General features: G+C 72.0%; 19 protein-coding genes. 15 read left to right on the forward strand and 4 right to left on the reverse strand.

Annotated features, from left to right (window positions below; genetic code table 11):
* Nucleotides 1-4: 4 nt before the first annotated feature.
* Together IE178_RS18290 and IE178_RS18295 are read right to left on the reverse strand one after the other, a co-directional pair.
* Nucleotides 5-1279 carry a glucarate dehydratase family protein gene (locus IE178_RS18290; RefSeq protein WP_318280112.1) on the reverse strand — a complete coding sequence of 425 codons (1275 nt, stop codon included), beginning with the start codon at nucleotides 1277-1279 and terminating at the stop codon, nucleotides 5-7.
* A 59-nt stretch (nucleotides 1280-1338) separates the two neighbouring features.
* Entirely contained in the window at nucleotides 1339-2337 is a 999-nt protein-coding gene (locus tag IE178_RS18295; RefSeq protein WP_193513067.1) for a 2-hydroxyacid dehydrogenase, read from the reverse strand.
* A gap of 273 nt (nucleotides 2338-2610) precedes the next feature.
* On the opposite strand from IE178_RS18295, the gene IE178_RS18300 reads away from it, so the two are divergent.
* The 9 genes from IE178_RS18300 (at nucleotide 2611) to IE178_RS18340 (ending at nucleotide 12718) form a co-directional block, all read left to right on the forward strand.
* On the forward strand, nucleotides 2611-4200 hold the full coding sequence (locus tag IE178_RS18300) for an ABC transporter substrate-binding protein (protein WP_229876233.1): 1590 nt from the start codon (nucleotides 2611-2613) through the stop codon (nucleotides 4198-4200).
* A 1-nt stretch (nucleotide 4201) separates the two neighbouring features.
* Nucleotides 4202-5131, forward strand: coding sequence for an ABC transporter permease (locus IE178_RS18305; protein ID WP_184764063.1), 930 nt, complete (start codon nucleotides 4202-4204; stop codon nucleotides 5129-5131).
* 14 nt (nucleotides 5132-5145) lie between these two features.
* Nucleotides 5146-6123 (forward strand): ABC transporter permease, encoded by a 978-nt coding sequence (locus IE178_RS18310; RefSeq protein WP_184764064.1) that lies wholly within the window; start codon nucleotides 5146-5148, stop codon nucleotides 6121-6123.
* Nucleotides 6120-7130 (forward strand): ABC transporter ATP-binding protein, encoded by a 1011-nt coding sequence (locus tag IE178_RS18315; RefSeq protein ID WP_193513068.1) that lies wholly within the window; start codon nucleotides 6120-6122, stop codon nucleotides 7128-7130. Before IE178_RS18310 ends, IE178_RS18315 begins: the two co-directional genes overlap by 4 nt.
* On the forward strand, nucleotides 7123-8175 hold the full coding sequence (locus IE178_RS18320) for an ABC transporter ATP-binding protein (protein WP_229876235.1): 1053 nt from the start codon (nucleotides 7123-7125) through the stop codon (nucleotides 8173-8175). Before IE178_RS18315 ends, IE178_RS18320 begins: the two co-directional genes overlap by 8 nt.
* Entirely contained in the window at nucleotides 8172-8891 is a 720-nt protein-coding gene (locus IE178_RS18325) for a sulfite exporter TauE/SafE family protein (protein ID WP_184764066.1), read from the forward strand. Before IE178_RS18320 ends, IE178_RS18325 begins: the two co-directional genes overlap by 4 nt.
* A 219-nt stretch (nucleotides 8892-9110) precedes the next feature.
* Nucleotides 9111-9284, forward strand: coding sequence for a hypothetical protein (locus IE178_RS18330; RefSeq protein ID WP_193513069.1), 174 nt, complete (start codon nucleotides 9111-9113; stop codon nucleotides 9282-9284).
* A 115-nt stretch (nucleotides 9285-9399) separates the two neighbouring features.
* Complete coding sequence (locus IE178_RS18335; protein ID WP_193513070.1) at nucleotides 9400-12582, forward strand: helix-turn-helix transcriptional regulator; 3183 nt, start codon at nucleotides 9400-9402, stop codon at nucleotides 12580-12582.
* A complete protein-coding gene (locus IE178_RS18340) occupies nucleotides 12530-12718 on the forward strand; it encodes a DUF6191 domain-containing protein (protein ID WP_184764068.1) in 189 nt (62 codons plus the stop codon). Before IE178_RS18335 ends, IE178_RS18340 begins: the two co-directional genes overlap by 53 nt.
* 262 nt (nucleotides 12719-12980) lie before the next feature.
* Here IE178_RS18340 and IE178_RS18345 read toward each other — a convergent pair whose 3' ends face one another.
* Nucleotides 12981-14144: a PQQ-dependent sugar dehydrogenase gene (locus IE178_RS18345; protein WP_318280113.1), complete on the reverse strand. Its 1164-nt coding sequence runs from the start codon at nucleotides 14142-14144 to the stop codon at nucleotides 12981-12983.
* A 169-nt stretch (nucleotides 14145-14313) separates the two neighbouring features.
* Nucleotides 14314-15312, reverse strand: coding sequence for an aldo/keto reductase (locus IE178_RS18350; RefSeq protein WP_184764069.1), 999 nt, complete (start codon nucleotides 15310-15312; stop codon nucleotides 14314-14316).
* A gap of 75 nt (nucleotides 15313-15387) precedes the next feature.
* Here IE178_RS18350 and IE178_RS18355 point away from each other — a divergent pair, with 75 nt between their 5' ends.
* The 6 genes from IE178_RS18355 to serA all read left to right on the forward strand — a co-directional run bounded on the left by IE178_RS18355 (nucleotide 15388) and on the right by serA (nucleotide 25372).
* Nucleotides 15388-16338, forward strand: coding sequence for a 2-hydroxyacid dehydrogenase (locus IE178_RS18355; protein WP_193513071.1), 951 nt, complete (start codon nucleotides 15388-15390; stop codon nucleotides 16336-16338).
* Nucleotides 16339-16750: 412 nt separating this feature from the next.
* Nucleotides 16751-19732, forward strand: coding sequence for a putative bifunctional diguanylate cyclase/phosphodiesterase (locus IE178_RS18360; RefSeq protein ID WP_193513072.1), 2982 nt, complete (start codon nucleotides 16751-16753; stop codon nucleotides 19730-19732).
* A 230-nt stretch (nucleotides 19733-19962) separates the two neighbouring features.
* Entirely contained in the window at nucleotides 19963-21810 is a 1848-nt protein-coding gene (locus IE178_RS18365; RefSeq protein ID WP_184764072.1) for an acetolactate synthase large subunit, read from the forward strand.
* Nucleotides 21811-21831: 21 nt separating this feature from the next.
* Nucleotides 21832-22356 (forward strand): acetolactate synthase small subunit, encoded by a 525-nt coding sequence (gene ilvN / locus IE178_RS18370; RefSeq protein WP_030216544.1) that lies wholly within the window; start codon nucleotides 21832-21834, stop codon nucleotides 22354-22356.
* A 161-nt stretch (nucleotides 22357-22517) separates the two neighbouring features.
* On the forward strand, nucleotides 22518-23516 hold the full coding sequence (ilvC, locus tag IE178_RS18375; RefSeq protein WP_184764073.1) for a ketol-acid reductoisomerase: 999 nt from the start codon (nucleotides 22518-22520) through the stop codon (nucleotides 23514-23516).
* A gap of 266 nt (nucleotides 23517-23782) precedes the next feature.
* Complete coding sequence (gene serA / locus IE178_RS18380) at nucleotides 23783-25372, forward strand: phosphoglycerate dehydrogenase (RefSeq protein WP_184764074.1); 1590 nt, start codon at nucleotides 23783-23785, stop codon at nucleotides 25370-25372.
* The last annotated feature ends 54 nt before the right edge of the window (nucleotides 25373-25426 follow it).

The raw sequence follows: 25426 nt of genomic DNA on the forward strand, positions 1-25426 counted from the left end.
CCGCTCACCACCTGGGGGTCTTGGTGGAGAACGAGGGTTCGAACCGGCGCATGTAACCGGTGTCGTCGCGGTCGCGCAGCCCGCAGTCGAGGTACTGCTGGTGCAGCCGGGCGAGGGCGTCCCGGTCCAGTTCCACGCCGAGGCCCGGGGCCGTCGGGACGGCGAGGCGTCCCTCGCCGAACTTCAGGGGCGTGGGGTCGATCACGTCCTCGTCCGGCCGCTTCCAGGGCCAGTGCGTGTCACAGGCGTAGGTCAGCCGCGGGGTCGCGGCGGCGAGGTGGGTCATCGCCGCGAGGCTGATGCCCAGGTGCGAGTTGGAGTGCATCGACATGCCGAGCCTGAAGGTCTCGCAGATCGAGGCGAGCTGCCCGCAGCGCCGCAGACCGCCCCAGAAGTGGTGGTCGGACAGGACGATGCCGACGGCTCCCTTCGCCACGGCGGGGGCGAGGTCGTCGAACGACACGACGCACATGTTGGTCGCCAGGGGTGTGGGCGTCCCGCAGGCCACGGCGGCCATGCCGTCGATGCCCTCGGTGGGGTCCTCCAGGTACTGCAGGACGCCTTCCAGCTCGCGGGCGACGTGCAGCGAGGTCTCCGTGCTCCAGGCGGCGTTGGGGTCGAGACGCAGCGGGAGGTCGGGGAACGCCTTGCGCAGCGCCCTGATCGCCGCGATCTCCTCGTCCGGCGGGAAGACGCCGCCCTTGAGCTTGATCGAGGTGAAGCCGTAGGTGCCGATCATGCGGCGGGCCTGCTCGACCAGCCCCGCCGGGTCGAGCGCGGGGCCCCAGTCGTCGTCCTCCTGGCCCGGGTGTCCGGCCCACTTGTAGAAGAGGTACGCGCTGTAGGGGACCGAGTCGCGCACCGCGCCGCCCAGCAGATCGCTGACCGGGCGGCCCAGCAGCTTGCCCTGGATGTCGAGGCAGGCGACGTCGAACGGTGACATGACCCGGTCCACGGCGGAGCTGCCCGTGACCATGCCGGACATGCCGTCGCCGCCCGTGGTGTCGGAGCCCAGCGCGCGTGTGGTGCGGGCGATCAGGTCGTTGAGGCTCCACACGTCCATGCCGACCAGCTCGTCGGCGGCGCGGCGCAGCCGCTCCAGATGCACCGTGCCGCCGTAGGTCTCGCCGACGCCGCTGACACCGGCCTCCGTGGTGATCTCCACGATGGTGCGCAGTGCGTAGGGCTCGTGCACGCCGACCGTGTTCAGCAGGGGGTAGTCCCGGAACGCCACGGGAGTCACGGTGACGTCGGCGATCCGCTCGGAGGTCCGAACCATGAATGCCATCCTCATATGTAGTCGGCGTTCTCATTTGTAGACAGCTTCGGGTGGTGGTGTCAATGGGCGGCCCCCGGCACGGGGGTGAGCAGGACCCCCTCGGCCATGAAGCGCTCGACGTTGCGCAGCGCCAGGTCGCCCATGGCCTCGCGGGTCTCCCTGGTGGCGCTGGCGATGTGGGGGAGCAGGACCACCCGGTCCGATTCCAGGAGCGCCTGGGGCACGTTCGGCTCGTCGGCGAAGACATCGAGCGCCGCACCCGCGATCCGTCCCGCCTCCACCGCCGCGACCAGGGCCGATTCGTCGACGACGCTGCCGCGCGCGACGTTCACCAGATGGCCTTCGGGCCCGAGCGCCTCCAGTACCGCCGCCGAGACCAGCCCCTCGGTGCCCGCGCCGCCCGCCACGGTGACGACGAGCGCGTCGCACGCGGCGGCCAGCGCCTCGGCGGTAGGCAGGTGGCGGTAGGGCACGTCGGGCACGGGGACGCGTGAGCAGTACGCCACCTCCGTGCCGAAGCCCTCGAGCCGTCGCGCGACGGCGCGGCCGATGCGGCCCAGGCCGAGGATGCCGATCCGCTTCCCGCTCACCCGGGAGGTCAGTGGAAACGGCGCCGCGGTCCACCCGCCGGCGCGCACGTACCGATCGGCCGCCGACAGCCGGCGCATGGAGTCGATCAGCCCGCCGACGGCCAGGTCGGCCACGCAGTCGGTGAGCACGTCCGGGGTGTTGCTGACGTCGATGCCGCGCGACCGGGCGCGGACCACGTCCGTGGTCTCGTAGCCGACGCCGAAGTGGACGATGGCGCCCAGCCGCGGCAGCGCGTCCATCAGCTCGTCGCCGACCCCGAACCGTGCGCTGGTCACGGCGGCGACCACCTCGCCGCCGTGGTCGCGCAGGTAGGCGGCCGGATCGGGCAGTTCGTGCAGGCGCACCGTGCGGTAGCGCTCGGTCAGGGCCCGCTCCAGGCCGGGGAGCAGGGGTGACACCTGGAGCACGGTGGCCGGAGAAGTCGGGGCGCCGGGAGTGATTTCGGTCGTAGTGCCGGGATTGGGCATGTGATCTCCTGTCGTCGTCGAGGGACTCCGGGACGCGCGGCACGGATGGCCGGGCCGGTACGGGCCGGTACGGGCCGGTACGGGCCGGGGTGGGCAGCGAAAGCGAGAAGGTCGCGGGATGGATCCGATTCCGCGCATCTCTTGACGCTGCCACGGTGCCGGTTTAGCTTCAGCGTTCACAGATGCGGACCGGGTACGCAAGTGTAGACAGCTCCTCGCAGTCGCCCGTACATGGAACGCGACACATCAGCACTCACCGGAGACGAGCCGACAATGAAGTTCTCCGTTTCCCCCATCCCGCCCGCCGGACGACGGCGGCCCCGCGCGACGACTGCGATGCTCCTGGCGGGCACGGTGCTGTTGTCCAGCGGCTGCGCTGTGGCGGGCAGCGCCGCGGGCGACGCCGGCCGCGCGGACGGCCGCACGCTGCGGGTGGTGCTCACTCAGGAACCACCGACCCTCGAACCCTGCGAGGCCTCCCTGACCGGCACCGGCGTCGTCGTCCGGTCCAACATCACCGAACCGCTCGTCGAGCGCGACCCGGACTCCGGTGAACTGCACCCCCTGCTCGCCACGGGCTGGAAGCAGACGAACGAGCGCACCTGGACCTTCGACATGCGCTCCGGGGTGACCTTCCAGAACGGCGAGCCGTTCACCGCCGAGGACGCCGCCTTCTCCATCGACCGGGCCGTCAACTCCGACCTCGCCTGCAACGTCGAGGGCTATGTCTTCGGCAACGAGGACCTCGAGGTGAAGGCGGTGAGCGACACCCGGCTGACCGTCACCACCGAGCAGCCCGACCCGATCCTGCCGCTGCGCCTGAGCTTCGTGGAGATCGTGCCGCGCACGACCGACGCCGAGGCCAAGGTCCGTATCCCCATCGGCACCGGCCCCTACGCCGTCAGCTCCTGGCAGCCGGGGGCGGCGATCTCCCTCGAGCGCCACGACGACTACTGGGGCGACGCCCCGGCCTTCCCCCGGGCCCGCTACGTCTGGCGGAGCGACGCGAGCGTCCGGGCCGCCATGATCGACAAGGGGGAGGCGGAGATCGCGGTCGCCCTCGACCCGATCGAGGCGGAGAAGGACACGACGGCCTCCTTCCCCAACAACGAGACGACCGCGCTGCGGCTGGACGGCCGCGAGGCGCCGCTCGACGACATCCGGGTACGCCGCGCCGTCGACCTGGCCGTGGACCGCGACGGCATCATCGACGCCCTGCTCGGCGGACTCGCCGAACCGGCCGGGCAACTGGTCCCGCCCGGAGTGGTGGGCCACAACGACGAGATCGAGCCCGTCCGGCAGAACGTGGCCCGGGCCAAGGCCCTGGTCGAGGAGGCGAAGGCCGACGGCGTGCCCGTCGACCGGCAGATCACCCTGGTCGCCCGCAACGGCATGTTCGCCGGGGTGTCGGAGACCGCGGAGGCCCTCCAGTACCAGATGCAGCAGATCGGGCTGAACGTCAAGGTCCGTATGGCGGACACCGCCACCCAGCTCCAGTACCAGCTCCGGCCGCTGCCCAAGGGCGTCGGTCCCATCGCCCTGCTGATCATGCACGGCAACCAGGCCGGTGACGCGGCCTTCACCACCAGCCAGTACCTGCTGAGCGACGGACCGCAGTCCGCCTTCGGCACCGAGGAGCTCGACCGGCGGATCGCCGAGGCGGGCGCGCTCTCCGGCGCGGAACGCCAGAAGGCCTTCGCGGAGCTGCTCGCCGACCAGAACAAGACGGTCGTTCAGTACACCCATCTGGCCCACATGAGCGGACTGCTCGGCCTGTCACGGTCGATCCGGTACGAACCGAACTCCGCCACCGGCGACGAGATGCGGCTGGCAGAGGTCAGCCCGGCGAAGGCGAAGCACTGACATGGTTCCTTTTCTGCGTAAACGCATCCTCTCCAGCGCCATCCCCCTGGTGTGCGTGGTGCTGGGCGTGTTCTTCCTGGCCCGGATGACCGGCAACCCGGTCGACCTCTATCTCCCGCTGAGCGCCACCGCCGAGCAGCGCGCGGAGTTCTCCGCCGCGCAGGGCTTCGACCTCTCCGTCCCGGCACAGCTGTGGAACTACCTGGTCGACGCCGCGCACCTGGACTTCGGCACCTCCCTCAGGACCGGGCAGTCCGCGACCTCGATGGTGCTCGACGCCTTCCCCGTCACCCTGCAGCTCGCCGGCGTCACCATGCTGCTGGCCATCACCGGAGCGGTACTGATCGGCAGCCTGGCCGCCTACCGGCCCAACTCCCTGGTCGACCGGGTCGCCAGTCTGCTGTCGATGACGGCCGCCAGCATCCCCGACTTCTGGTTCGCCGTCATGGGCGTCCTGGTCTTCGGCGTGAGCCTCGCCTGGCTGCCCACCTCGGGCACCCTGGGCGGACCCGAGATCTGGGTCCTGCCCATCGCGACCCTGCTGATCCGGCCGTTCGGTGTGCTGGTCCAGGTGGTGCGCGGCAGCATGGTCTCCGCGCTCTCCGCGCCCTACGTCAAGATCGCCCGGAGCAAGGGCGCCACGCCCCGCCGGGTGATCTTCGGCCACGCCCTGCGCAACGCGGTGACGCCGGTGCTGACCGTGGCCGGTGACCTGACGGTGGGCCTGGTCAACGGCGCCGTGATCGTGGAGACGATCTTCGGCTGGCCCGGCATCGGCAAGCTCATGATCGACTCCATCCTCCAGCGCGACTTCGCGGTCCTCCAGGCAGCCGTGCTGCTCACCGCGGTGACCATCTTCGCGCTGAACATCATCGTCGACGTCTGCCATGCGCTGACCGACCCCCGAGTGCGTCAGGCGGTGCCGGCGTGAGCGAAGGAAGCACCATGACCGAAGCAGAGTCCTCCGCCGTCGACGGCACGGCACCCGTGAAGGACGCCGCCCCCGCCCGGAACCGTCCGCCGAGCTGGTGGCTGCTGCTCGGCCGGGACCGCGCCGCGGCCGTCGGAGCCGTCATCCTCACCGTGGTCGTCCTCGTCGCCCTCTTCGGCCGGCTGTTCATCGGCGACCGCGCCCGGCGCCAGGACCTGGACGCCTCCCTGCGGCCACCGTCCCTGGGCGACGGGGTGTACGGACTGCTCGGCACCGACGTCCTCGGGCGCAGCGTGCTGGCCCGTCTGATCGACGCGGCGGCGACGACCCTGTCCGTGGCCGTCCCCGCGGTCCTGTGCTCGCTGCTGATCGGATCGGCCCTCGGCCTGTGGGCCGGCTACCACGGCGGGCGCCGGGAGAGCGTGGTGATGCGCGTCGCCGACGTCATCCTCAGCTTCCCCTCCCTGCTCATCGCGGTGGTCGTCCTCTACGTCTTCTCGCCCTCCGCGCTGAACATCGTGCTGATCCTCGCCGTGGCCCGCATCCCGGTGTATCTGCGCACCTCCCGGGCCGAGGCGGCCGAACTGCGCAGCCGGCTCTTCGTCGACGCGGCCCGCACCTTCGGCACACCCAGCCGGCACATCATCTACCGGCACATCCTGCCGATCGCCCTGCCGACGCTGCTGACCGTCGCCACCCTCGACTTCTGCTTCGTGATGCTCACCGAGTCCTCGCTGAGCTTCCTGGGCATCGGAATCCAGCCCCCGGACGTCAGCTGGGGACTGATGGTCGCCCAGGGCCGGCAGTACCTCCAGACCGCCTGGTGGATCACGGTGCTGCCCGGCCTCGCCATCGTGCTCACCACCGTGTCCGCCACGGTGCTCGCCGCCTGGGCACGCATCGCCACCGACCCCGCCCAGCGCTGGCGGCTGACGCTGCCCCGCAAGCGCCGCGGTGCCTCCGCCGCCGTTCCTCCGGAGATGATCCCGTGACGACCACTTCCGCCCCCGCCCCGTCCGCCACCGAACCCGCCCTCGACGTGGAAGGGCTGTGCGTGGACCTGAACACGGCCTCCGGCACGTTGCGCGCCGTGGACGGCGTCAGCTTCAGCGTCCGCCGCGGCCGCACCCTGGCCCTGCTCGGCGAGTCCGGCTGCGGCAAGTCGATGACCGCGCTCTCGGTGGTGGGACTCCTGGACCCCGCCGCCGAGGTGACCGGCGGCGCCGTGCGGGTCAGGGGCAAGGACACCCTGCGCATGAGCGCGGCGGAACGCCGCAAGCTGGCCGGCCCCGTCCTGTCCATCGTCTTCCAGGACGCCCTGACCGCCCTCAACCCGGTGCAGCCGGTGGGCCGGCAGATCGGCGAGCCGTTCCGCATCCACCGCGGACTCTCCCGGCGGCAGGCCGAGGAGAAGGCGGTCGAGCTCATGACCCGCGTGGGCATTCCCGAGCCGAGGCAGCGGGCCAAGTCCTATCCGCACCAGTTCTCCGGCGGCATGCGCCAGCGGCTGCTGATCGCGATGGCCGTCGCCCTCGACCCCGACGTGCTCATCGCCGACGAGCCGACCACCGCGCTCGACGTCACCGTCCAGGCGCAGATCATGCGGCTGCTGCGGGACCTCCAGGACGAGCGGGACATGGCCGTCGTCCTGATCACCCACGACCTGGCCGTGGTCGCCCAGCGCGCGGACGACGTGGTCGTGATGTACGCGGGCACGGTCGTGGAGAACGGACCGGTGCACGACGTCTTCTCCTCCCCCCGCCACCCGTACACCCGCGGACTGCTCGACTCGGTCCCGGAGGACGCCGAGCGCGGGCGCCCGCTGCCCGCCGTCCCCGGCAGCCCGCCCGAGCTGAGCGCCGTACCGCCCGGCTGCGTCTTCCAGGCCCGCTGCCCCCTGGTGCGGGAGCGATGCGTCCGGGAGCGGCCGTCCCTGCGCAGCACCGGCGACGGACGTTCGGCCGCCTGCCACTTCTCCGAGGAGCTCGACCGTGCCTGAGTCCCGCACCACCACCGCCACCCCCGGCCCCCGCGCGGACGGACCCGACGCACACCCGCCGCTGCTGGAGGTCCGCGGGGTCACCAAGAGCTTCGGCAGCGGCCGGCGCCGGCTCACCGCCCTGGACGGAGTGGACATCCAGCTCGGCCGGGGGCAGACCCTCGGGCTCGTCGGCGAGTCCGGCTGCGGCAAGTCCACCCTGGCCCGCGTCCTGCTCGGGCTGGAGCGACCCGACGCCGGAACGGTGCGGTACGACGGCGTCGACCCCTTCGCCCTGCGCGGCAAGGACCTGCTGAACTGGCGTCGCCGCGTCCAGATGGTCTTCCAGGACCCCTTCGCCTCGCTCAATGCCCGCATGTCGGCCGCCGACCTGATCGGCGAGCCCTGGCGCACCCACCGCGACGTGGTCCCGGACGCCAAGGCCCGCGAGAAGCGGATCCGTGAACTGCTCTCCCTGGTCGGGCTGCGGGAGAGCGACGCCCACCGCTACCCCAACGAGTTCTCCGGCGGTCAGCGCCAGCGCATCGGCATCGCCCGCGCCCTGGCCCTGGACCCCGACCTCATCGTGTGCGACGAGCCGGTCTCCGCCCTGGACCTGTCGGTGCAGGCACAGGTCCTCAACGTGCTCTCGGAACTCCAGTCGCGCCTCGGCGTCGCGTACGTCTTCATCTCCCACGACCTGTCCGTGGTGCGGTACATCTCCGACCGGGTGACGGTGATGTACCTGGGCAAGGTCATCGAACACGGGGAGACCGAGGACGTGTTCGACCGTCCGCAGCACCCCTACACCGCGGCGCTGATGTCGGCCGCACCGGTCCTGGACACCTCCCGCGCCACCGACGACCAGGAGATCCAGCTCAAGGGCGAGATCCCCTCGCCCTTCGACATCCCGTCCGGCTGCCGCTTCCGCACCCGGTGCTGGCGCGCCGAGGACCGGTGCGCCACCGAGGCGCCGCCGGCCGTCGTCCGGGAGCGGGAGGGTGCGGGCGACGCCCACACCGCCCTGTGCCACTTCCCGCTGGAGGCGCGGTCTGCGTGGGCATGAGCGGAGGGGAGTTCGCCCTGCTCTCCCTCACGGTCGCCATCGGCGCGGTCCTCCAGGTCTCCGTCGGCTTCGGCCTGGGCATGATCGCCGCTCCGGTGTTCTCCCTGGTCGACCCGACGCTCGCACCAGCGGTGGTGCTGCTGCTCGCCGCCGGTGTGACGGCGGCGGTGCTGGCACGCGAGGGGGGCGGGGCGGATCTGCGCGGCTGCGGCTGGGCCCTCGTCGGACGGGTGCCGGGAGTGGTGGCCGGCGCGCTGCTCGTGGTGTTCCTGCCGGCCCGCTACCTCGCGCTGCTCATCGCCGGGGTGGTCCTCGCCGGCGTCGCGGCGAGCGCGGCGGGCTTCGCCCCGCGGCCGCGGCGCTCCTCGGTGCTCCTGGCCGGTATGGCGTCGGGGGTGATGGGCACGGCCACGTCCATCGGAGGCCCGCCGATGGCGATGGTGTGGCAGCGGCTGACCGGGCCACGGCTGCGGGCCACGATGAGCGCGTTCTTCCTCGCCGGCTCGCTGATGAGCCTGGCCGCGCTGGCGGCGGCCGGCGCGGTCGACGCCCACACCCTGCGACGCACCGCGCTGCTCGCGCCCGCGGCGATCGCCGGAGTACTGCTCGCCCGCCCCCTGACCCGCCGGCTGAACGCGCACCGCACGCGCACGGCGGCCATGGGGCTCGCGGTCGCCGGCGCGGTGGGACTGGTGGCGCAGCAACTGAGTGCTTAGACGAGGGCCACCGAGTGCTCGGCAGCAGGCCGCTGAGTGCCTGGCCGAGGGCTGAGGAGGGGTCCTGGTGCGCCCGGTGACCGTACCGAGCGTCTTCTGAGGCCACGGGCCCGCCGAAGATACGGAACTCTCCCGATGCGGCCGGCCCGCCTCACAGACGACGGTGGAGGCGTCGCAGAAAGCGATGCCCGACACCGCGTCCTGGGGGGGGATCACACCATGTTCGCGTACGCCTTCCACCACCTCCGCCACGACGACCTCGTCCGCCGGGCCGAGCACGAGCGCCAGGCACGCGAGGCCCGCCGCCTCCGCCGCGCCGCCCGCCGGGAAGCCGCCGCCGGAGTCACCGGACCCGAAGGCCGTACGTGGCGCCGGCACGCCCGAGCCGTGTGAACCCCGCGCGGGGGACGGTGGCCGCGCGGGGGACGGCCGCCGTCCCCGGGACCCGGGTGCGCCCGCCGCGGCCACGGGGGCGCGCAGCGGTGCCCCGTCGCCGGCGGCGCGTGCGATGCTCGGGGGCGTGGAGACCAAGTCCGTCAGTCCCGTGTTCGTCGGCCGCACCACAGAGCTCGACACGCTGAACGACGCGCTCGCCCGTGCTCGCTCAGGTGCCGGCGAGCCGCAGGCACTGCTGATCGGTGGTGAGGCAGGCGTCGGGAAGACCCGCCTCGTCGAGGAGTTCGCCACCGCGGCCCGCCGTCGCGGCGCGATCGTCGCGCTCGGCGGCTGCGTCGAGATCGGCGCCGACGGACTGCCCTTCGCCCCCTTCTCCACCGCCCTGCGTCACCTGCGCCGTGAACTGCCGGGCCGGCTCGCCGCCGCGGCCGCCGGCCAGGAGGAGGAACTCGCCCGCCTGCTGCCCGAACTCGGCACCGCCGCCGCCCGCGAGGCCCGCCGCGACGAACAGGGCATGGCCCGCCTCTTCGAACTCACCGCCCGCCTGCTGGAACGCGTCGCCGCCGACCACACCGTCGTCCTCGCCCTGGAGGACCTGCACTGGGCCGACGCCTCCACCCGGCACCTGCTCTCCTACCTGTTCCGCACCCTGCGCACCGGCCGCCTCGTCGTCCTCGCCACCTACCGCTCCGACGACATCCACCGCCGCCACCCGCTGCGCCCCCTCCTCGCCGAACTCGACCGGCTCCGCACGGTCCAGCGGATCGAACTCGGCCGCTTCAACCGCGAGGAGGTCCACCGGCAGATCGCCGGCATCATCGCCCGCGACCCCGACCCCGACCGCGTCGACGACATCTTCGAACGCTCCGACGGCAACGCCTTCTTCGTCGAGGAACTCGCCGTCGCCGCCGACGCGGGCCGCCGCACCGGCCTCACCGACTCCCTGCGCGACCTCCTCCTGGTCCGGGTCGAGGGGCTTCCGGAAAGCGCCCAGCGAGTCGCCCGGATCGTCGCCGAGGGCGGCTCCACCGTCGAGGACCGGCTGCTGGCCGCCGTCGCCCGGCTCACCGAGGACGAGCTCATCGAGGCCCTGCGGGCCGCCGTCCACGCCGGCATCCTCGCCCCCGCACCCGACCGCGACGGTTACCGCTTCCGCCACTCCCTGGTCCGCGAGGCCGTCAGCGACGACCTGCTGCCCGGCGAACGCTCCCGCCTCAACCGCCGCTACGCCGAGGCCCTGGAGGCCGACCCCACCCTCGTCCGCGCCGACGAGCGGGTGACGCGACTGGCCAGCTACTGGTACCACGCCCAGGACGCCGCCAAGGCCCTGCCCGTGGTCCTCGACGCCTCCGTCGAAGCCCGCCGACGGCACGCCTACTCCGAACAACTGCGCCTGCTGGAGCGGGCGATGGAGCTGTGGGACGCCGTCCCCGACGCCGTACGGGCCACCTTGCGCCCCATCGACTGCGTCGACGTCCACCCTGCCCCGCCACCCGGGCGGCGTGGGGGCACCCCCAGCGGCGGCGACCCCGCGACGGCCCGGCTGCGCTACCTGGACCTGATGGCCGAGGCCGCCGTCGCCGGCCGCCTCTGCGGGGAACGCGAGCGCGCGATGAAGATCACCAAGCGGGCGCTGCGCCTCCTCGACGAGGAACCGGATCCGCTGCGCGCCGCCTGGTTCTGGGTACAGCGCTCCCGGATCACCCAGTCCCTCGCCCGCGGCGACGGCTGGGCCGAACTCGGCACCGCGCAGGACCTGGTGCGCGGACTGCCCCCCTCCGAGGTGCACGCCGAGGTCCTCGCCGCCGCGGCCGGCTGGTCGATGCTGCACGAACCCGGTGCGGAGGCCATGGCCGCCGCCGAACGCGCCGTCGAGTACGCCCGCATGGTCGGCGCCCACGACATCGAGCTCAACGCCCGGCTCACCCTCGGCGGGCTCATGGTCGACGCCGGCGACATCGAGACCGGACTCGCCGAGATGTACGAGGTCAAGGACCGGGCGACCGAACTGGGCGTGGACACGGTGGTGGGCCGCGCCCAGGTGAACCTCCCGTCCGCGCTCGAAGGCGTCGGCCGCTCCGGGGAGGCCGCCGGTCTCCTCACCGAAGGCGTCCGGGTCACCCGCAGGCTCGGGCTGCTGGACTCCGAGGGCTGGGTCTGGGGCAACCTCGCCGAATCCCTCCATTCCCTGGGCCGCTGGGACGAGGCGGCCGAGGCCGCGGCCAACGCACAGCGCATCGAGCAGAGCGCCAAGCCCCGCGCCGGAGCCTCGATGCGCCTGGCCCACCTGGCCTACGACCGCGGTGACCTGACCGGTGCCGCCCGCCATCTCGCCGCCGCCCGCGCCCACTTCGGCACCCACGACCCGATGCCCCAGTACGCCCTGCCCATGACCTGGGTCGCCATCGGCGTCGCCGCCGCCGAGGGCCGCCTGGCCGATGCCCGGACCGAACTGCTCGCCGCCCTCGACACCGGCCTCCCGCCCGGCACCCAGCGCTACGGCTGGCCCCTGCTGCTCGCCGCCACCACCGCGGAGGCGGACGCCCTCGGCGACCCGGCGACCGACCCCGGCCGCCCCGAGATCCTGGAACGCGTCCGCGAGGCGGCCAGGACCCTGGCGACCGGCGTCCCCGTGTGGCAGGCCCACGACCTGTGGCTGCGCGCCGAGTTGCGGCGCGCCGAGGGCAGGCCCGCACCGGACGAATGGTCCACGGTCGTGGAGGCGGTGGAGCCACTGGGCAGGCCCTACGACCTCGCACGCGTCCGGTTCCGGCTCGCCGAGGCCCTGCTCGCCTCCGGGGCGGGCGACGACGAGCGCGCCCGTGCCACGGAACTGCTGCGGCTGGTCGACGCCGTCGCCGGCCACCTCGGCGCCGCACCGCTGGCCCGGTCCGCCACCCTGCTGGCCCAGCGCGCCCGCCTCGTACTGGCCCCCGCCGTCCGGGCGGCGGCCCCGGCCCCCGCCCATCCGGCCGACGCGCTCGGACTCACCGGCCGGGAGCGTGACGTCCTGCGCCTGGTGGCCGCGGGACACACCAACCGCCGTATCGCCGAGGAACTGTTCATCTCCCCGAAGACGGCCAGCGTCCATGTCTCCAACATCCTCGCCAAGCTCGGTGTCTCCGGCCGCGGGGAGGCGGCGGCGGTGGCCCATCGGCTCGGCCTGTTTCCGGCGGAGCCCGGGGACCGGCCGGCGGCGGGACAATCGGTGTACGAGCCCGTCGTCCCTGGGAAGGGGAGCGATGTTCAACGCCTTCGAGGAACTGTTCGCCCCCGGCCGCAAGCACACCCGTGACGAGCAGAACCGTCTGGAACTGACCCGGGAGGACGTCGGCGACGCCGACCCCGGACGCGGGCCGATAGACCTCGCGTCCGGAAAGGTCACCGTCCGGCCGCCGGCCGAACCGCAGGAGGACCCCGACGGGGACTGAGCGCCGGCTAGGGGGGCGTCCGGATCAGGCCGATTCCAGGGAGCGGTGCCGGCCCCCGCGACCCCGGCAGGATCCGAACGGCATCCCTTAGGGCCTGTCTGACGATTCCCGCCTGCCTCGCGATGCCATGCACGCACTCTCGCCGCACCGGGCGCGGAGCCGAGTACATCCCGTACGAGGCTCTACCCCCGGCACGCCGAGAGCACGCACCTGACGCCGCGAGGCCGCCCTGCGGGCGACGACGCGACTTGTCAGACAGGTCCTAGCTCACCCGGAGCTCCAGGATGCGGTCGTCGCCGTCCTGCGGGTCGCCCCGGCCGTCCGTGTTGCTGGTGACCAGCCACAGCCTGTCGTCGCCCGCCGGGACCACCGTACGCAGCCGGCCGAACTCGCCCTTGAGGAAGGCCTGCGGGTCCGCCGAGGCCTCGGTGCCCTTCAGGGGTATGCGCCACAGCCGCTCGCCGCGCAGGCCGGCCATCCAGATCGAGCCCTCGGCGTGGGCGATGCCGCTGGGGGAGGCCTCGTCGGTGCTCCACTGGTCGATCGGGTCGTGGAAACCGCCCTCGCCGGACCTGCCCTCCGCCTCCGGCCAGCCGTAGTTGTCGCCCGGCTTGATCGCGTTCAGCTCGTCCCACGTGTTCTGGCCGAACTCCGAGGCGAACAGCCGCTGTCTGCCGTCCCAGGCCAGGCCCTGCACATTGCGGTGGCCGTAGGAGTACACCGGGGAGTCGGGGAACGGGTTGCCCGGGGCCGGCTCGCCCTCCGGGGTGAGCCGCAGGATCTTGCCGCCCAGCGACTCCTTGTCCTGGGACAGGCCCGTGTCACCGCTCTCGCCCGTGCCCACGTACAGCATCCTGTCCGGGCCGAAGGCGATCCGGCCGCCGTTGTGGACCACTCCCTTGGGGATGCCCCGGAAGACCGTGTCGGGCGCGCCCAGTCGTTCGCCGGCGGGCTTCTCCTCGTCGTGGATCAGGCGGACGACGCGGTTGTCCGAGGCAGAGGTGAAGTAGGCGTAGATCATGTGGTCCGAGGCGTACTCCGGGGAGAGGGCTATGCCGAGGAGGCCGCCCTCACCGGACGGCGACACCCCCGGCACCTCGCCCAGCTCGGTCTTCTCGCCGGTCTTCGCGTCGACCCGGGTGATCGTCGCCTCGTCCCGGGAGGACACCAGGAGGTCGCCGCCCGGCAGGGGGGCCAGGCCCCAGGGGGTGCTCAGGCCCGTGGCGACCGTGCGCACCACCTTCACCGAGCCCTTCGCGGGTGGGGTCTCCTGCGCGGTTGGCCCCGGGGACGACGACCGCGCGGCCGTATCACTCGGGGAGGCGCTGCCGGACGTGTCCGGGGATCCTCCGTCGTCGGAGGAGCATCCGGCCGTCAGCAGGAGCGCGGCGGCGGCCAGCACGGCCGTCACGGCTCGATGTCGCACGATCTTGTCCCTTCGACGCGGCGGGTTCTCCCTGTCATACACCGCTCGCGCCTGCCAGGTTCCCGATCGGCCGATCTCGAACCCCGGGACCGCGGGACCGCACCCCCGCCGGACCGTGACCTCCGGGACCGCGGGACCGCGCCGCCCGTACCACCCCTCGGCGCGTGGCTCAGTCCCACGATCCCTGGGCCGTCGGCAGTTCCGCGATCTCCGTCAGATCGCGCTCCGTCAGGCGCAGGTCCACCGCCGCCGCGTTCTCCGCGACCCACCGCTCCCGCTTGGCGCCGGGGACCGGGATCACCTGGCGCCCCCGGGACAGCACCCAGGCCAGCGCCACCTGGGCCGCGGTGACATGCTCGCCGTGCCGCCGGGCGACGCGGCGCAGGCCGACCACGATCGGCTGGTTCGCGGCCATCATCTCGGCCGTGAAGCGGGGGTGCCGGGCGCGCGGGTCGTCCGCCTCGAAGCCCACGCCGGGCGTCAGCGTCCCGGTCAGGAAGCCGTTGCCCAGCGGCATCGCGGCCAGGAAACCGATCCCTCGCGTCTCGCACCACGGCAGCAGCGTCTCCAGCGCCTCCGGCGACCACACCGACAGCTCCGCCTCCACCGCGCTCACCGGAAAGACCTGCTGCACCCGCTCCAGCTGCCGGATCGTCGCGTCGTGCAGCCGGGCCCCCGGCCGCCGGGACGAGCGCGCCCCCACCGCGCACAGCCCCAAGGCCCGTACCTTCCCCGCCCGTACCAGCTCCGCCATCGCACCCCACGTCTCCTCGACCGGAATCTCCGGGTCGGCGCGGTGCAACTGGTAGAGGTCGATGACATCGGTCTGGAGCCGGCGCAGGGACGCGTCACAGGCCCTTCGCACATACCCCGGGCGGCCATTGGCCACGATGTGCTGGTCGCCCACCAGCAGACCGACCTTGGTGGACACGAAGGCGTCCGAACGCCGCTCCTTCAGCACCCGCCCGAGCAGCAACTCGTTGGTGAACGGGCCGTACATGTCGGCGGTGTCGAGGAGCGTCGAACCGGCGTCCAGTGCCCGGTGCACCGCCCTGAGCGACTCCTCGCCGCGCTGCCGGGAGGTGCTGTAGGCCCAGCTCATCGGCATGCACCCGAGTCCGACGGCCCCCACCGCGAGCGCCGCCGCGCCGATCGTCCTGCGCTCCACCTGCTCGTGACCCTCCCTCTCCGGCCCCCCAACCTAACCTCTGCCGTCCCGAGCCCTTGAACTAGCCTCCGGACCATGACTGCTGACGTATGGCTTCCGCTCCCGCCGGACGGGATCGAAGGGCTCCCCGAAGGGCCGCACTACCGTTTCTGGGACGGTGGCGAGGAGTTTCCCGCCGACCCGGCCGACTGCGTCTTCTACGTCGTGCCGTACATGAAGCCCCCCGGGATCGGGGTGCGTCCGCTGCCGCTGATGCGCTCGGTCCGGGTCGTGCAGACCCTGTCGGCCGGCACCGACCACGTGGAGCCCGGTCTGCGACACCTGCCCCCGGGCGTGCGGCTGTGCAACGCGCGCGGAGTGCACGAGGCCAGCACCGCCGAGCTCACCCTCACGCTGATCCTGGCCTCCCTGCGCGGCATCCCCGATTTCGTGCGGGCCCAGGACAAGGGGGAGTGGCGCGGCGGGTTCCGGCCCGCGCTCGCCGACAAGAACGTGCTCGTCGTGGGATACGGCTCGATCGGCGCGGCCATCGAGGACCGGCTCGTTCCGTTCGAGCCCGCGCGGGTGGCACGCGTCGCGCGCTCCGCGCGCACCACGGAGCGCGGCCCGGTGCATCCACTCACCGAACTGCCCTCCCTGCTGCCGGAGGCGGACGTCGTCGTCCTCTCCACTCCGCTCACCGAGACCACCCGGCACCTCGTGGACGCCGCTTTCCTGGCCCGTATGAAGGACGGCGCCCTGCTCGTGAACGTCGCCCGCGGTGGCGTCGTCGACACCAAGGCGCTGCTCAGCGAGCTGGAGAGCGGTCGCATCACCGCGGCGCTCGACGTCACGGATCCCGAACCGCTGCCCTCGGAACATCCCTTGTGGCGGGCACCCGGCGTCCTCATCAGCCCACACGTCGGCGGACCCACCTCCGCCTTCCTGCCCCGCGCCCAGCGGTTGCTGGTGGACCAGTTGCGCCGTTTCGTGAACCAGGAGGAGCTCGGCAACGTGATCCTGGTGACGGGAGCGGAGGGCCCCTAGTCCGCTTCGAGTACCGTACGCGACTCCTCGGGCGCGGTGGGTACTCATACATCGGGTGATCGTTACGGAGCGTAGAGAACCTATGTCCCTGAGTGACGAGACTGGTGTATCGTCCCGACAGGGGCTGCGCCGTCGACCACCGGCGCGAGGGATGGACACGCAGACTGTGAGGGGGGCGACGGGCGATGCACGGCCTATGGACGAGCGATCCGACGCGGCGGAGCCGTCGGCGACGACCCTGGCGCACGGCCGCGCGCAGCCGCGGTCACCACGGCGGCCACCACATCCGGCACGGTGGCCGGCACGGCACTCCCCGTCACCGCCACCGGCATGCCGGACGCGGGAGTCACGCCCACCCGGTCCACCGGGGGCTGAGGGATCCGGGAGCGGCGGCGCGGACCGGGAGTGACCGGTGAGCGCCCCCACCCCCACCCCCACACTCGAGGGGGCCCTGAGGTCGCGGCCCGCTCCGCGATCACTGCTGCCCTGTGCGCCGGCCGCCTGCCGCCGGCCCGGTCCGGTCGCCCAACTCGTTCTGGCCCTCGTCTGCGCGGCGTACGCCGTGGGCGCCGCATTCGGCTGGGGTTCGGAACAACTCGCCCTGATCATGGGCGACTTCGGGCTGAGCGCGGCGGCCGGGGCCGCCGCCGTGTCCTGCTTCGTCTACGCCCGCAGCCCGCGCACCCGGTTTCGACCCGCCTGGCTGCTGTTCGGCCTCTCCTCGGCCATGGCCTGTCTGGGCAACCTGGTCTGGGGGTGGTACGAGGTGGTCCTCGGGCTCCCGGTGCCCAGCCCCAGCTACGCCGACCTGTTCTTCCTGTGCTTCGCGCCGCCCGCCATCGTGGGACTGCTGGTGCTCGCCAAGCGGCCCGTGACCAGGGCCGGCTGGGTCTGTCTCGCCCTGGACGCCTGGCTGATCGGCGGCTCCCTGCTCACCCTCGCCTGGAGCCTCGCGCTCGCCCAGGCCGCGCAGGCCGAGGGCCCGGGCGTCGCGCACACCGCGCTGTCACTGGCGTATCCGCTGCTCGACATCGCCCTGGTCAGCATGGTGCTCGCGTTGCACTTCCGGCGTTCGGCGGTGAACCGGTCCGCGGTCAACACCGCGATCGGCGCGCTCGCGCTGACCGTGATGTGCGACGCCCTGTTCACCTCCCCGCTGCTGCACGACAGCTACCGCTCCGGACAACTGCTCGACGCGGGCTGGTTCGCCGGCTCGCTGCTCCTCGCGTACGCCCCCTGGACCGCTCCCCGCGGCGGCCCGCCCGAGAGAGAAGGGCACACGCGTGTGGTCCGCGAGCACCTGCCCGGGCAGCGCGGCGGGCCGGACCACCACCACCCGCCCGCGCCCGGCGGCGAGCCCGGCCGGTATCCGGCCTCCCGGCCCATCGCCGCACTCACGCCGTACCTCGCCGCGGCCGTGTGCACCCTGGGGATCCTCTACAACGTCCTCAACGGCCGCAGCGTCGACCGCGTCGTCCTGCTCACCGGGGGCACCGTGGTGCTCGCGCTCGTGGTGCGCCAGGGCATCATGCTGCTCGACAACATCACGCTCACCCAGGAACTGGCGCAGAAGGAGAACCACTTCCGCTCCCTGGTGCAGGGCTCCAGCGACGTCATCATGATCGCCGCGCCCAGCGGCATCCTCCGCTATGTCTCCCCGGCCGCCGCCGGGGTGTACGGCCGTCCCGCGGAGGAACTGGTGGGTACGGAACTGGCCGGCCTCATCCACCCGGCCGACCTGGGCTGTGTCGTGCACGAGGTGCGCCGCTTCCTCGCCGCGAACCCCGTCGAGGAGCCCACGACCCGTATCGAGTGCCGGTTCCGCTCCGGTGACGGCGGCTGGCTGAACGTCGAGTCGACCGTCAACCGGCACCACGGCGGTCTCATCTTCAACAGCCGTGACGTGACCGAGCGAGTACGCCTCCAGGCGCAGCTCCAGCACAACGCGGAGCACGACCCGCTCACCGACCTGCCCAACCGGGCCCTGTTCACCCGACGCGTCCAGCAGGCCCTGTCCGGCCGCCGCGCCTCCGACCGCGGGGCCGCCCTGAGGGGCACGGCCGTACTCTTCATCGACCTCGACGGCTTCAAGGGGGTCAACGACACGATCGGGCACCAGGCCGGGGACGAGCTGCTCGTCCAGGCCGCCCGCAGACTCCAGGACGCGGTCCGCAAGGGCGACACCGCCTCCCGGCTGGGCGGCGACGAGTTCGCGGCCCTGATCGTCGGAGACGGCGTGCGCGACCGGGACGCCCGGGAGCGGCACATCCTGGAGCTGGCCGACCGCCTCAGGGCGACGCTGTCCCAGCCCTATCTCATCGACGGCAACGATGTCCGGGTCAACGCCTCCATCGGCGTCGCCTTCGCCGAACCCGGCCTCGGCGCGGGTGAGCTGCTGCGCAACGCCGACCTCGCCATGTACCGGGCCAAGGCGGCAGGCAAGGGCCGGGTGGAGCTGTACAAGCCGCAGATGCAGCAGGACGTCGTCCGCAAGGCCGAGCTGGCCACCCGGCTGCGCGCGGCGTTGCACCACGGCGAGTTCGCCCTGCTGCACCAGCCGGTGGTGTGTCTGGCGGACGGCCGGATCACCTCCGTCTGCGCCCAGGCGCGCTGGCGCTCGTCCCAAGGGGTGCTCCTCACCCCCGCGGAGTTCCTGCGCGTGGCCGAGGACAGCGACAAGACCGCCGAGCTGGCCCGGTGGGTGCTGGAGGAGGCCGTCGAACAGGCCGCCGAACGGCACGCGACCGGTCTGCCCGTACCCGTGGCCGTCCGGCTGAGCGCGCGCCGCCTGCTGGACCGGTCGCTGCCCGTGAGCTCCATCGAGGCGCTGCTCACCCGGCACGGGCTGCCGTCCGGTTCCCTGGTCGTCGAGCTGGCCGACACCGATCCCAGGGTTTCCCTCGACGAGCTGGAGCGTCGGCTGACCGTGCTCAAGCGGATCGGCGTCCGCATCGCCCTCGACGGCTTCGGCAGCGGACTCGCCGCGATCACGGCCCTCAGGCGGCTCCCCGTCGACGTGCTGAAGCTCGATCGCAGCCTGGTCGACGGCGTGGTCGAGTCCGCGCGGCTGCACAAGATCACCAGTGGGCTGCTGCGCATCGCCTCCGACCTCGGGATGCAGTCCGTGGCCGACGGCGTGGACCTGCCCGAGCAGGCGGTGGCCCTGCGCGCGATGGGCTGCACGCACGGGCAGGGCGTGGCCTTCTCCGGACCGCTCGACGAGTACCGGCTGCGCAGGGCGCTGGCCGCCGGGCACCACCCGCTGCCGCACGGGCCGGCCGAACCGGTGTTCGTCGGCGGGGGGTCCGGCGTGTACTCCGGTGGAGTGACCGCCGTGCTCCAGGGCGGTACGGCACTACGCTCACATAATGAGACTCCCGTCCCACCCACTTGACAGTGGATGCGCGCCGGGGGGAGGGTCAGAGCCATGCGCACCCGAATTCTCGTACTTGGAAAGCGCGTCGGCTGACGCTGAGCCTCGACCGCTCAGCGACCTCCACCCGGCGCGCTCCCCTCGCTTGCCTTACGGCACGAGGGGTTTTTTGTTGCACAAGCACCTGCCGAGCAGTACGCGTAACCCGCACGAACTTCGCAAAAACCCTCAGCATCGAGAAGAGAATGCCGATGACCGAGCAGGCCACCGGGGCCCCTCACCCGCAGCCCCGGCCCCGATCCGGAGGACAGTCCGCCCCCGTCGAGCACGTCACGGGTGCGCAGGCCCTCATCCGCTCTCTCGAGGAGGTCGGCGCCGACACGGTATTCGGCATTCCCGGCGGGTGCATCCTTCCGGCGTACGACCCGCTGATGGACTCCGTCAAGGTGCGTCACGTCCTGGTCCGCCACGAGCAGGGCGCCGGCCACGCGGCCGAGGGCTATGCGCAGGCCACCGGCAAGGTGGGCGTCTGCATGGCGACCTCCGGCCCCGGCGCCACCAACCTGGTCACGCCGCTCGCCGACGCGCACATGGACTCCGTGCCGATGGTCGCGATCACCGGCCAGGTCGCCTCCAAGGCGATCGGCACGGACGCGTTCCAGGAGGCCGACATCGTCGGCATCAGCATGCCGATCACCAAGCACAACTTCCTCGTCACCAAGGCCGAGGACATCCCGCGGGTGATCGCGCAGGCCTTCCACATCGCCTCCACCGGCCGCCCCGGCCCGGTGCTGGTCGACATCGCCAAGGACGCCCTGCAGGCGAAGACCACCTTCTCCTGGCCGCCCACCATGGACCTGCCCGGCTACCGGCCCGTCACCAAGCCGCACGCCAAGCAGATCCGCGAGGCCGCCAAGCTGATCACCGCCGCCAAGCGGCCGGTGCTCTACGTCGGCGGCGGCGTCCTCAAGGCCGGCGCCACCGCCGAGCTGAAGGTCCTCGCGGAACTCACCGGAGCGCCCGTCACCACCACCCTGATGGCGCTCGGCGCGTTCCCCGACAGCCACCCGCTGCACGTGGGAATGCCGGGCATGCACGGTTCGGTCACCGCCGTCACCGCGCTGCAGAAGGCCGACCTGATCGTCGCCCTCGGAGCCCGCTTCGACGACCGCGTCACCGGCAAGCTGGACAGCTTCGCCCCGTACGCCAAGATCGTGCACGCCGACATCGACCCGGCCGAGATCGGCAAGAACCGCGCCGCCGACGTGCCGATCGTGGGTGACGCCCGCGAGGTCATCGCCGACCTCGTCCAGGCGGTCCAGAAGGAGCACGCGGAGGGCCACCAGGGCGACTGCACCGCCTGGTGGGCCGACCTCAACCGCTGGCGCGAGACGTACCCGCTCGGCTACGACCAGCCCGCGGACGGCTCGCTCTCGCCGCAGCAGGTCATCGAGCGCATCGGGCAGCTGGCGCCCGAGGGCACGATCTTCACCGCGGGCGTCGGCCAGCACCAGATGTGGGCCGCGCACTTCATCGAGTACGACAAGCCCGCCACCTGGCTGAACTCCGGCGGCGCCGGCACCATGGGCTACGCGGTCCCGGCCGCCATGGGCGCCAAGGCCGGCGCGCCCGACCGCACCGTCTGGGCGATCGACGGCGACGGCTGCTTCCAGATGACCAATCAGGAGCTGGCCACCTGCGCCCTGAACAACATCCCGATCAAGGTCGCCGTCATCAACAACGGCGCGCTCGGGATGGTCCGCCAGTGGCAGACCCTCTTCTACAACCAGCGGTACTCCAACACGGTGCTCCACTCCGGCCCCGACGACGTCAACCCGGAGGCGAAGGGCACGCGCGTTCCTGACTTCGTCAAGCTGTCGGAGGCCCTGGGGTGCTACGCGATCCGCTGCGAGGACCCCGCCGACCTCGACAAGGTCATCGAGGAGGCGAACTCCGTCAACGACCGCCCGGTCGTCGTGGACTTCATCGTCCACGAGGACGCGATGGTGTGGCCGATGGTCGCCGCCGGCACCTCCAACGACGAGATCATGGCCGCCCGGGACGTCCGCCCCGACTTCGGCGACAACGAAGACGACTGAGCGAGAGAGACCGAAGAGATCATGTCCAAGCACACGCTCTCCGTCCTGGTGGAGAACACCCCGGGCATCCTGGCCCGGATCGCCGCCCTGTTCTCCCGCCGCGGCTTCAACATCGACTCGCTCGCGGTCGGCGTCACCGAACACCCCGACATCTCCCGCATCACCATCGTGGTGAGCGTCGAGGAGTTCCCGCTGGAGCAGGTCACCAAGCAGCTCAACAAGCTCGTCAACGTGCTGAAGATCGTCGAGCTCGAACCCGGGCAGGCGGTCCAGCGTGAACTCGTTCTGGTGAAGGTGCGCGCGGACAACGAGACGCGCTCCCAGATCGTCGAGATCGTCCAGCTGTTCCGCGCCAAGACCGTGGACGTCTCCCCGGAGGCCGTGACCATCGAGGCCACCGGCAGCAGCGACAAGCTGTCCGCCATGCTCAAGATGCTGGAGCCGTTCGGTATCAAGGAGCTCGTCCAGTCCGGCACGATCGCGATCGGACGCGGTGCCCGCTCGATCACGGACCGGTCACTGCGCGCTCTGGACCGATCGGCGTAAGACACGAAAGGGTCGGCGTGAGCCCTGAACCGGGCGGCGTGCGACCCGGACCGGGCGGCCGGGAGACGACCGGCCGCCCGTATGCCGAGACCCCCGACCTTCCCCTCCCCCCACCGTCATACGGTGGGACGCGACACCTGCACTCAAGGAGAGAACCCAAAGTGGCCGAGCTGTTCTACGACGCCGACGCCGACCTGTCCATCATCCAGGGCCGCAAGGTCGCGGTCATCGGGTACGGCAGCCAGGGCCACGCCCACGCCCTGTCGCTGCGCGACTCCGGCGTCGACGTGCGCGTCGGTCTGCACGAGGGCTCCAAGTCCAAGGCCAAGGCCGAGGAGCAGGGCCTGCGCGTGGTGAGCCCGTCGGAGGCCGCCGCCGAGGCCGACGTCATCATGATCCTCGTCCCGGACCCGATCCAGGCGCAGGTCTACGAGGAGCACATCAAGGACAACCTCAACGACGGCGACGCCCTGTTCTTCGGCCACGGCCTGAACATCCGCTACGGCTTCATCAAGCCCCCGGCCGGCGTGGACGTCTGCATGGTCGCCCCCAAGGGCCCGGGCCACCTGGTGCGCCGTCAGTACGAGGAGGGCCGCGGCGTTCCCTGCATCGCGGCCGTCGAGCAGGACGCCACCGGCAGCGGCTTCGAGCTGGCCCTGTCGTACGCCAAGGGCATCGGCGGCACCCGCGCGGGCGTCATCAAGACGACCTTCACCGAGGAGACCGAGACCGACCTGTTCGGCGAGCAGGCCGTTCTCTGCGGTGGTACCGCGGCGCTGGTCAAGGCGGGCTTCGAGACGCTGACCGAGGCGGGCTACCAGCCGGAGATCGCCTACTTCGAGTGCCTGCACGAGCTGAAGCTGATCGTGGACCTCATGTACGAGGGCGGCCTGGAGAAGATGCGCTGGTCGATCTCCGAGACCGCCGAGTGGGGCGACTACGTCACCGGCCCGCGGATCATCACCGACGCCACCAAGGCCGAGATGAAGAAGGTCCTCGCCGAGATCCAGGACGGCACGTTCGCCAAGAACTGGATGGACGAGTACCACGGCGGTCTGAAGAAGTACAACGAGTACAAGCAGCAGGACTCCGAGCACCTGCTGGAGACCACCGGCAAGGAGCTGCGCAAGCTCATGAGCTGGGTCGACGAGGAGGCGTAAGCCTCATGGCCAAGGGGCCGGAGCGGACTGCTCCGGCCCCTTGGGCGAACCCGGGGTAACGTCGGTGGTACGGCGTTGTCCATCCCGTCCTTCCACGGACGGGTGATCCTTCCGAAGCGGCGTAAGACGACGCCCTCGGCGCCACTACACTGCAGCACTACATACGCGTCAGGCCCACAGCGTCGTGCGTCTTCCACGCGGCTAGCACTTCTTCACCGCCTGCGGCCGTCGGGACGGCCGTCCGCACTGGACTTGTGAGGACCCACGTGAGCTCGAAACCCGTCGTACTCATCGCTGAAGAGCTGTCGCCCGCCACCGTCGACGCACTCGGGCCGGACTTCGAGATCCGCCAGTGCAACGGAGCGGACCGCGCGGAACTGCTCCCGGCCATCGCCGACGTGGACGCGATCCTGGTCCGCTCGGCCACCAAGGTCGACGCCGAGGCGATCGCCGCCGCGAACAAGCTCAAGGTCGTCGCCCGCGCCGGTGTCGGCCTCGACAACGTCGACGTCTCCGCCGCCACCAAGGCCGGCGTGATGGTCGTCAACGCCCCGACCTCGAACATCGTGACCGCCGCCGAGCTCGCCTGCGGTCTGATCGTCGCCACCGCGCGCAACATCCCGCAGGCCAACGCCGCGCTGAAGAACGGCGAGTGGAAGCGGAGCAAGTACACGGGCGTCGAGCTCGCCGAGAAGACCCTCGGTGTCGTGGGCCTGGGGCGGATCGGCGCCCTCGTCGCGCAGCGCATGTCCGCCTTCGGCATGAAGGTCGTCGCCTACGACCCCTACGTGCAGCCCGCACGGGCCGCCCAGATGGGCGTCAAGGTGCTGTCGCTGGACGAGCTGCTCGAGGTCTCCGACTTCATCACCGTCCACCTGCCCAAGACCCCCGAGACCCTCGGCCTGATCGGCGACGAGGCGCTGCGCAAGGTCAAGCCGAGCGTGCGCGTCATCAACGCCGCGCGCGGCGGCATCGTCGACGAGGAGGCGCTGTACTCGGCGCTCAAGGAGGGCAGGGTCGCCGGCGCGGGCCTCGACGTGTACGCCAAGGAGCCGTGCACCGACTCCCCGCTGTTCGAGTTCGACCAGGTGGTCTGCACCCCGCACCTCGGCGCCTCCACCGACGAGGCGCAGGAGAAGGCCGGCATCGCCGTCGCCCGCTCGGTGCGGCTCGCGCTCGCCGGTGAGCTGGTCCCGGACGCGGTGAACGTGCAGGGCGGTGTCATCGCCGAGGACGTCAAGCCGGGTCTGCCGCTCGCCGAGCGGCTCGGCCGGATCTTCACCGCGCTCGCCGGTGAGGTCGCGGTCCGCCTGGACGTCGAGGTGTACGGCGAGATCACCCAGCACGATGTGAAGGTGCTGGAGCTGTCCGCGCTCAAGGGCGTCTTCGAGGACGTCGTCGACGAGACGGTGTCCTACGTCAACGCCCCGCTGTTCGCCCAGGAGCGCGGTGTCGAGGTCCGGCTGACCACCAGCTCGGAGTCGGCCGACCACCGCAATGTCGTCACCGTGCGCGGCACCCTCGCCGACGGCGAGGAGATCTCGGTCTCCGGCACGCTGGCCGGCCCCAAGCACGTCCAGAAGATCGTCGCGGTCGGCGAGTACGACGTGGACCTCGCGCTCGCCGACCACATGGTCGTCCTGCGTTACGAGGACCGTCCGGGCGTCGTCGGCACCGTGGGCCGCATCCTCGGTGAGGCGGGCATCAACATCGCCGGCATGCAGGTCGCCCGCGCGACGGTCGGCGGCGAGGCGCTCGCCGTGCTGACGGTCGACGACACGGTCTCCCCCGGGGTGCTGGGTGAGCTCGCCGCGGAGGTCGGGGCGACGTCGGCTCGCTCCGTCAACCTCGTCTGAGACCACTGGGGGCCGTGCCCCCGGCACCCCCGGCCCCCGTTCGTCCTGAACGGG

Source organism: Streptomyces griseoloalbus (assembly GCA_014650015.1).
GTDB lineage: Bacteria > Actinomycetota > Actinomycetes > Streptomycetales > Streptomycetaceae > Streptomyces > Streptomyces griseoloalbus.

Bases quoted from the DNA above. Each gene is read 5' to 3' on its own strand.
- IE178_RS18335 (WP_193513070.1), top strand. From the start codon at position 9,400: ATGCTCGGGGGCGTGGAGACCAAGTCCGTCAGTCCCGTGTTCGTCGGC.
- IE178_RS18365 (WP_184764072.1), top strand. From the start codon at position 19,963: ATGACCGAGCAGGCCACCGGGGCCCCTCACCCGCAGCCCCGGCCCCGA.
- IE178_RS18295 (WP_193513067.1), bottom strand. From the start codon at position 2,337: ATGCCCAATCCCGGCACTACGACCGAAATCACTCCCGGCGCCCCGACT.
- ilvN (WP_030216544.1), top strand. From the start codon at position 21,832: ATGTCCAAGCACACGCTCTCCGTCCTGGTGGAGAACACCCCGGGCATC.
- IE178_RS18290 (WP_318280112.1), bottom strand. From the start codon at position 1,279: ATGGTTCGGACCTCCGAGCGGATCGCCGACGTCACCGTGACTCCCGTG.
- IE178_RS18355 (WP_193513071.1), top strand. From the start codon at position 15,388: ATGACTGCTGACGTATGGCTTCCGCTCCCGCCGGACGGGATCGAAGGG.
- IE178_RS18305 (WP_184764063.1), top strand. From the start codon at position 4,202: ATGGTTCCTTTTCTGCGTAAACGCATCCTCTCCAGCGCCATCCCCCTG.
- IE178_RS18330 (WP_193513069.1), top strand. From the start codon at position 9,111: ATGTTCGCGTACGCCTTCCACCACCTCCGCCACGACGACCTCGTCCGC.
- IE178_RS18340 (WP_184764068.1), top strand. From the start codon at position 12,530: ATGTTCAACGCCTTCGAGGAACTGTTCGCCCCCGGCCGCAAGCACACC.
- IE178_RS18325 (WP_184764066.1), top strand. From the start codon at position 8,172: ATGAGCGGAGGGGAGTTCGCCCTGCTCTCCCTCACGGTCGCCATCGGC.
- IE178_RS18310 (WP_184764064.1), top strand. From the start codon at position 5,146: ATGACCGAAGCAGAGTCCTCCGCCGTCGACGGCACGGCACCCGTGAAG.
- IE178_RS18300 (WP_229876233.1), top strand. From the start codon at position 2,611: ATGAAGTTCTCCGTTTCCCCCATCCCGCCCGCCGGACGACGGCGGCCC.